Genomic DNA, 233 nt, shown 5'->3' with positions numbered 1-233 from the left:
TTCAGTGCCTTGTTCAGTTCTTCCTGACGGGCGGTATATTTCTCCAGCGGCGTCTGCAGCCGTTCGTAAGCCTTCTGCGCCTCTTCGGTATATTTCAGCCGTGACGCTTCGGTATCGCTCTGCTGCTGCGCATTTTTGTCCTGTTGAGTCTGCTGCTCAGCCTTCTTTCGGGCGGCGTCAAGCGCAAGACGGGCCTTTTCACGATCATCCCAGTAACGCGCCCGCGCATCATC

General features: G+C 56.7%; 1 protein-coding gene. It reads right to left on the bottom strand.

Annotated elements, in window-relative coordinates; genetic code table 11:
* A partial coding sequence (locus tag MTCD1_RS20415) for a hypothetical protein (RefSeq protein WP_200818729.1) occupies positions 1–233 on the bottom strand: 233 nt, incomplete at both ends.

Origin of the sequence: Colwellia marinimaniae (assembly GCF_002207865.1) — a bacterium.
Lineage (GTDB): Bacteria > Pseudomonadota > Gammaproteobacteria > Enterobacterales > Alteromonadaceae > Colwellia > Colwellia marinimaniae.
The sequence above is the reverse complement of the archived record's forward strand: the minus strand, read 5'-3'. Positions and strand labels throughout refer to the sequence as shown.